Annotated in this window: 5 protein-coding genes and 1 pseudogene; 5 read left to right on the forward strand and 1 reads right to left on the reverse strand. The window is 62.3% G+C overall.

All coding sequences use genetic code 11. The annotated features are described in order from the left end of the window. The 5 genes and pseudogenes from J0I64_RS22185 to J0I64_RS22205 form a co-directional block, all read left to right on the forward strand. A pseudogene (locus J0I64_RS22185) lies at nucleotides 1-676 on the forward strand (type II and III secretion system protein family protein); the annotation flags it as partial. A 26-nt stretch (nucleotides 677-702) separates the two neighbouring features. After that, entirely contained in the window at nucleotides 703-1,980 is a 1,278-nt protein-coding gene (locus J0I64_RS22190; RefSeq protein ID WP_291412406.1) for an AAA family ATPase, read from the forward strand. Nucleotides 1,981-2,018: 38 nt separating this feature from the next. Continuing rightward, nucleotides 2,019-3,518: a CpaF family protein gene (locus J0I64_RS22195; RefSeq protein ID WP_291412408.1), complete on the forward strand. Its 1,500-nt coding sequence runs from the start codon at nucleotides 2,019-2,021 to the stop codon at nucleotides 3,516-3,518. 2 nt (nucleotides 3,519-3,520) lie between these two features. After that, on the forward strand, nucleotides 3,521-4,498 hold the full coding sequence (locus tag J0I64_RS22200) for a type II secretion system F family protein (RefSeq protein WP_291412410.1): 978 nt from the start codon (nucleotides 3,521-3,523) through the stop codon (nucleotides 4,496-4,498). Nucleotides 4,499-4,516: 18 nt separating this feature from the next. Further along, nucleotides 4,517-5,518, forward strand: coding sequence for a type II secretion system F family protein (locus J0I64_RS22205; protein ID WP_291412412.1), 1,002 nt, complete (start codon nucleotides 4,517-4,519; stop codon nucleotides 5,516-5,518). 52 nt (nucleotides 5,519-5,570) lie between these two features. Here J0I64_RS22205 and J0I64_RS22210 read toward each other — a convergent pair. Then, the coding region (locus J0I64_RS22210; protein ID WP_291412414.1) for a tetratricopeptide repeat protein at nucleotides 5,571-6,212 on the reverse strand (642 nt) is incomplete at its 5' end.

Here is a 6,212-nt window from a genome sequence, read left to right on the forward strand (position 1 = left end):
CGCCGGCACGGGCGGCTTCCCGATCGGCAACGTGCAGATAGACGCTGCCATCAAGGCGCTCGAACATCGGGAAGCCTTGCGCCTCCTGGCGCAGCCGACGCTGACGGCCCTCTCGGGCGAATCTGCGAACTTCCTCGTTGGTGGTGAGGTTCGCTACCAGAACGGCACCGATGATCGCGGTAACCCCAAATTTGATCTACGCGAATATGGCGTGAAGCTTAACTTCACACCTGTCGTGAAGACCGGCGGCCTCATTTCCATCAAGGTGGAAACCGAGGTGTCGGAGCCAGACGTTGCTGCTTTGCTCAAGACGCGCAAGGCAGCCACATCAGTGGAGCTGCCGGCCGGTGCTACCCTGGCCATCGGTGGTCTGCTTGACGAACGTGTCAGCCGCGTGGCGTCGCAACTGCCGGGGCTGGGCAATATCCCGATCCTCGGGGCATTGTTCCGGTCGAACCAGTACCAGACCCGGCAGACCGAGCTGGTCATCCTGGTCACGCCCTATCTAGTCAATCCGAGCCCGGCCAACACCATTGCTGTGCCGACCGATTTCTCGACCCCGGCCAGCGACGCTGAGGCGATTTTCCTCGGCAAGCTCGAAAATCAATATGGCGTGGCTGGCAGCGGCGGCATGCGTGGCGGGTTCAGCGGCTCGGTCGGCTTTGTGCTCGACTGATCATCCGTAGGTGAAGGAGTAGTACCATGAAGAGTTTCCTGACCTCGGACGAACCGGAGAAGCAGGAAGAGGCAGCGGCGGAAATTTCCCCCGGCGCACGTCTTGTGCCACGCATCACCATTCAGGCCTTCTGCGAGCATTCCCAGACGGCCCAGCTGGTCGAAAGCGCCGTTCATGACCGCCGTATGTCGAAGGTTGCCCTGACCACGCACAATGGCGGCATCGATGGTGCGGTCGAGACATACAAGACCAATCCGACGCCCAACCTGATCATTGTTGAAACGACGCAGTCGCCCGAGGAAATTCCGGCCGCGCTCGGGCGCCTCGCCGAGGTCTGCGACGCGACGACGCGCGTCATCGTTCTTGGCCACGTCAACGACGTGCTGCTCTACCGCGAACTCATTCGCTCGGGCATTTCCGAATATATCGTGTTGCCGGCAACGGCGCAGTTGATCGTCACCGCCATTACCGAGCTCTTCGCCGGCGAGGGCGCTGCCCCAATCGGCCGGACCATCGGTTTTGTCTCGGCCAAGGGCGGGGCAGGCGGCTCGACTGTGGCGCACAATGTCGCCTGGGCTATCGCCACCGTGCTCCGGCAGGATTGCCTTATCCTCGATATGGACATGGCTTTCGGCACGGCCGGCCTCAACTTCAACCAGGACCCGCCCCACGGCGTTGCTGACGCGCTTCTCGCCAATCAAAAGGTCGACCAGACCATGCTCGACCGCCTGATGAGCAAGGCGGCCAGCCACATCAACCTCCTTACGGCCCCCGCGACGTTGGACCGAACCTGGGATTTTGAGGAGCGCGAGTTCGAGCAGATTGTCGAAATCTGCCAGCGTTCCGTGCCGGTGATCATTCTCGATATTCCCCATGCCTGGAATGCCTGGGTGCGCCACACGCTCTCGACCATCGATGAAGTGGTGATCGTCGCCGAGCCGGACCTTGCCAATCTGCGTAATGCCAAGAACCTGGCAGACACGATCAAGGCACTGCGCCCGACCGAAAAGGCGCCGAGCCTTGTCATCAACAAGCAGGGCGTTCCCCGGCGTCCCGAGATCAGCGCTTCGGAATTCGCCGCCTCGGTCGAATGCGGCCTTATCGGCCAGATCGGCTTCGATTCCGCGCTTTTCGGCACGGCCGCGAACAACGGGCAGATGATCGCCGAGGTGTCGGCGAACAACAAGGTCAACGAGGTCTACCGCAATGTCGGCATGCAGGTGACCGGGCGTCAGCCCACCCATGGCACCGGCAAGTCGGCGGGGCTGATGAAGTTGCCGTCCTTCCTCAAGAAGCGGGCCTGACCCGCGGCTGGTGGAAGAGTAGGAAGAACGAGGCGAGCATGTTTGGAAAGCGGACGACATTCGGCGGCAATACGCCTGGCGTGGGCGAAGTCCCACGTCCGATTCCGAGCGCTACCCGGCCCGAGCCTGCTCCCGCGCCGCAGACGCAACGCCGGGCTTCGGACAGCGACGGCATGGCCGCGCGGCAGCGCACCAGCGACGAAGTGCTCGACGTGCGCAATCCTGTCGACGCCCAGCGCGACAAGGAATATTTCCAGACCAAGTCGGCGATTTTCAACGCCCTGATCGACTCCATCGACCTCAGCCAGCTGGCGACGATGGAGCAGCAGTCGGCGCGCGAGGAAATCCGCGACATTGTCGGCGAAATCATCGCGCTCAAATCCATCGTCATGTCGATCTCCGAGCAGGAAGACCTGCTCGAAGACATCTGCAACGACGTGCTCGGATATGGCCCGCTGGAGCCGCTTCTGGCCCGCGACGACATCGCCGACATCATGGTGAACGGCTCGCAGAAGTGCTACATCGAAGTCGGTGGCAAGGTGCGCCTGACCAATGTGCGCTTCCGCGACGACGCGCATCTGATGAATGTCTGCCAGCGCATCGTGTCCCAGGTCGGCCGCCGCGTCGATGAAGGCTCGCCCATCTGCGACGCACGCCTTCCCGACGGTTCGCGTGTGAACGTCATCGCCCCCCCGCTGGCCATCGATGGCGCTGCGCTTACCATTCGTAAGTTCAAGAAAGACAAGCTGACCCTGCAGCAGCTGGTCAAATACGGTTCCATTTCGCCCGAAGGCGCCGAAGTCCTGCGCATTCTCGGTCGCGTGCGCGCCAATGTGCTGATCTCTGGCGGTACCGGCTCGGGCAAGACGACGTTGCTCAACTGCCTGACCGCCTTCATCGAGAAGGATGAGCGCGTCATCACCTGCGAAGACTCGGCCGAACTTCAGCTTCAGCAGCCCCACGTGGTGCGTCTTGAAACCCGCCCGCCGAACCTTGAAGGCGAAGGCGAGATCACCATGCGCGATCTCATCAAGAACTGCCTGCGTATGCGCCCTGAACGCATCATCGTCGGCGAAGTCCGTGGCCCGGAGGCATTCGACCTTCTCCAGGCCATGAACACCGGCCACGATGGCTCCATGGGCACGCTGCACGCCAACAGCCCGCGCGAGGCGCTCTCGCGTCTTGAATCCATGATCACCATGGGCGGTTACGCCCTGCCGAGCCGCACCATTCGCGAAATGGTCGTCTCGTCCATCGACGTCATCGTGCAGGCCGCCCGCCTCCGCGACGGTTCGCGCCGCATCACCCACATTTCGGAAGTGCTGGGTATGGAAGGCGACGTGATCGTGACCCAGGACGTCTTCGTCTATGACATCATGGGCGAAGATTCGAACGGCATGCTGCTCGGAAAGCACCGCTCGACCGGCATCACCAAGCCCAATTTCACCGAACGGGCGCGCTACTTCAACGAAGAGGCCAATCTGGTCGAAGCGCTGGAAATGGCCAATACCGAACAGCACGATCTGATGGGGCGCTAGGCATGCTTGTCGCCATACTGCTTGCTGTTCTCGCCATTGTCGCCGTCGGTGCCGCCGGCTTTGCCCTGGTGCCCTCGGCTCTGGGCAATACCCGGGCCGACAAGCGCCTCAAGGCCTATCAGGGCGACGTCCGTGCCTCCCGTCGAGAACTCGACGCCGATCGCACACGCGACGCGCGCCGCAAGACGGTTCAGCAGGCGCTCAAGGCCCAGACGGACGAGCTCAATGCCCGCAAACGGGTCAAACTGCCCGACCTCATCTTTCAGGCGGGCATGACCATTTCGCCGGGGGCTTTCATTCGCAACAGCATCATCTTTGGCGGCGTGTTGTTCATCGTCCTGTTCATCGTACAGGTGCCCTACTATTTCGCCGCGATCTTCGCGGTGGCCGGTGGCTATCTCCTGCCGCGCTTCTACGTCATGCGCCGGCGCAAGCAGTACCAGAGCAAGTTCCTCGACGAGCTGCCCAACGCCGTTGAAGCCATCGTGCGCGGCGTCAAAACTGGCCTGCCGCTCAACGATTCCATGCGGGTTGTCGCCAAGGACACCAAGGAGCCGGTGAAGTCGGAATTCGGCCGCGTATTGGACCAGCAATCCTTCGGCTTCTCGATGACGGAGTCGGTGCAGATCCTGCTCGATCGCGTCCCGCTGCCCGAAGTGAACTTCTTCGTGGTCGTGATCTCGGTGCAGCAGCAGGCCGGCGGTAATCTCTCCGAAGCGCTCGGCAACCTTGCCCGCGTGCTGCGTAACCGCAGGAAGATGAAACAGAAAGTGGCGGCCATGTCGTCCGAAGCCAAGGCCTCCGCCGGCATCATCGGCGCCCTGCCGATCGTTGTTGCGATCATGGTCTCGCTGGTTTCGCCGGAATATCTTTCGCCGCTGGTTTCGACACCGATCGGCCAGATATGGCTCGGCGTCGCCGCCATCATGATGAGCCTCGGCGTGTTCGTGATGAACCGCATGGTTCAGTTCGAAATCTAGCGCGGAGGCTGGCAGATCATGGTCGAAATGCTCACCTCCCGCGAATTCCTCATCGCTGTGCTCGCGGCCATTTCTGCCGCAGCGGTGGTTTTCACCTTCGGCTCCTCGATGATCGTCAAGCAGGATATGCGCACGCGCATCAAGCGCGTCGCGGTCGAGCGCGATCGCATGCGGGCCGAAGAAATGGCGCGTCTGCGCGGCACTGCCCTTACAGATAGCCGAAGTTCCATCCGGCGGAGCACCGAAACCAAGAGCTATATGAAGAAGGCGGTCGAGCGCTTCGACCTCAAGAAGGCCTTTCAGGACGATACCACCGTCGACAAGCTCGCCATGGGCGGCTATCGCGGGCAGGGGCATCTCACGACCTTCCTGTTCCAGCGCTTCGCGACGCCGCTGGTGGTCTTCGCCGTAGCGGTGGTCTACCTGATCTTCATCACGCCCGGTGAGCGCCCCGTCTTTCTCAACCTGCTCTATTCCATTGGTGCGGCGCTGGTTGGCTCCTATCTGCCGGTGCTGATGCTCAAGAACGCCACGCAGAAGCGGCAGTCGTCCATTCGTCGCTCCTGGCCCGACTGTCTCGATCTGCTGCTGCTGTGCGTTGAAGCCGGCATGTCGATGGAGCATGCCTTCAAGCGCGTGGCCCGCGAGATCGGTCAGCAAAGCGCCGAACTCGCCGAAGAACTGACCCTGACCACAGCCGAACTGTCTTTCCTCGAAGATCGTGGCCGAGCCTATGAAAATCTGGGTCGCCGCACTGGCCTCGACAACGTCAAGGCCGTGATGACCGCTCTCATCCAGGCCGACCGCTACGGTACTTCCGTGGGCCAGGCGCTACGCGTCATGGCCGAAGAAGGTCGCGAAACGCGTATGATGGACGCCGAAAAGAAGGCGGCCGCGCTGCCGCCCAAGCTTACCGTGCCCCTGATCCTGTTCTTCCTACCGGTGCTCTTCATCGTCATCATGGCCCCCGCCATCATCAAGGTGATGAGCAATGGCATGCTGGGCGGCGGTGGCGGCTGATCACCGCCACGGGTCGCGGGGCACCTACTTCAACGATTTCGGTTAGTGGCAATCAGCCCTTGTCGATCATGTCCCAGCGGTTCTGCTGGGTCAGCAGAGCGCGGACATAGGCCATATTGGCCTCGACCTGGTCGGGCGGCAGTTCCGCGGCATAGAGCGTGCGGCACTCCTGAAAGCGACCCTGCAAGCCCACGATCAGTGCAAGGTTCTGCCGCGTCTGCGTCGTGGCGCCACGCATCTGCACCGCACGCCGGAGATGCTGCTCGGCTGTCGGCAATTCATTGGTCATTGCGTAGGACAGGCCGAGATTGGTCTCGATCGAAGCTTCGCCCGGCGCAATGGTTGCGGCCTGCGCGTAAAGGGCACGCGCTTCGCCATGCCGAGCCATCTGGTCGAGCGATGCGCCCTTGACCAGCAGTGCCGACCAGTCCGGAGCATCGGGACGGATAACCCGGTCGATCACCGCCACCGACTGCTCGAAATTACCCTTGGAAGCCAGTGCCTTGGCATAGGCGACGGCGAGTTCGACATCGTTGGGGTAGGCGGCAATCGCCTGCTCCAGCGCCGCGGCGGCCTGTTGCGGCTGGCCCGCAGCGCGCAGCGCGGCTGCGTAGTGGATGACTGTATTGCGGTCGCGGGGATTGGCCTTGTAGCGCGCGGTCAGCTCGGCCAGCGTTTGCTGGCGCTGTTCCTG

Origin of the sequence: Devosia sp., from assembly GCF_017307565.1 — a bacterium.
GTDB lineage: Bacteria > Pseudomonadota > Alphaproteobacteria > Rhizobiales > Devosiaceae > Devosia.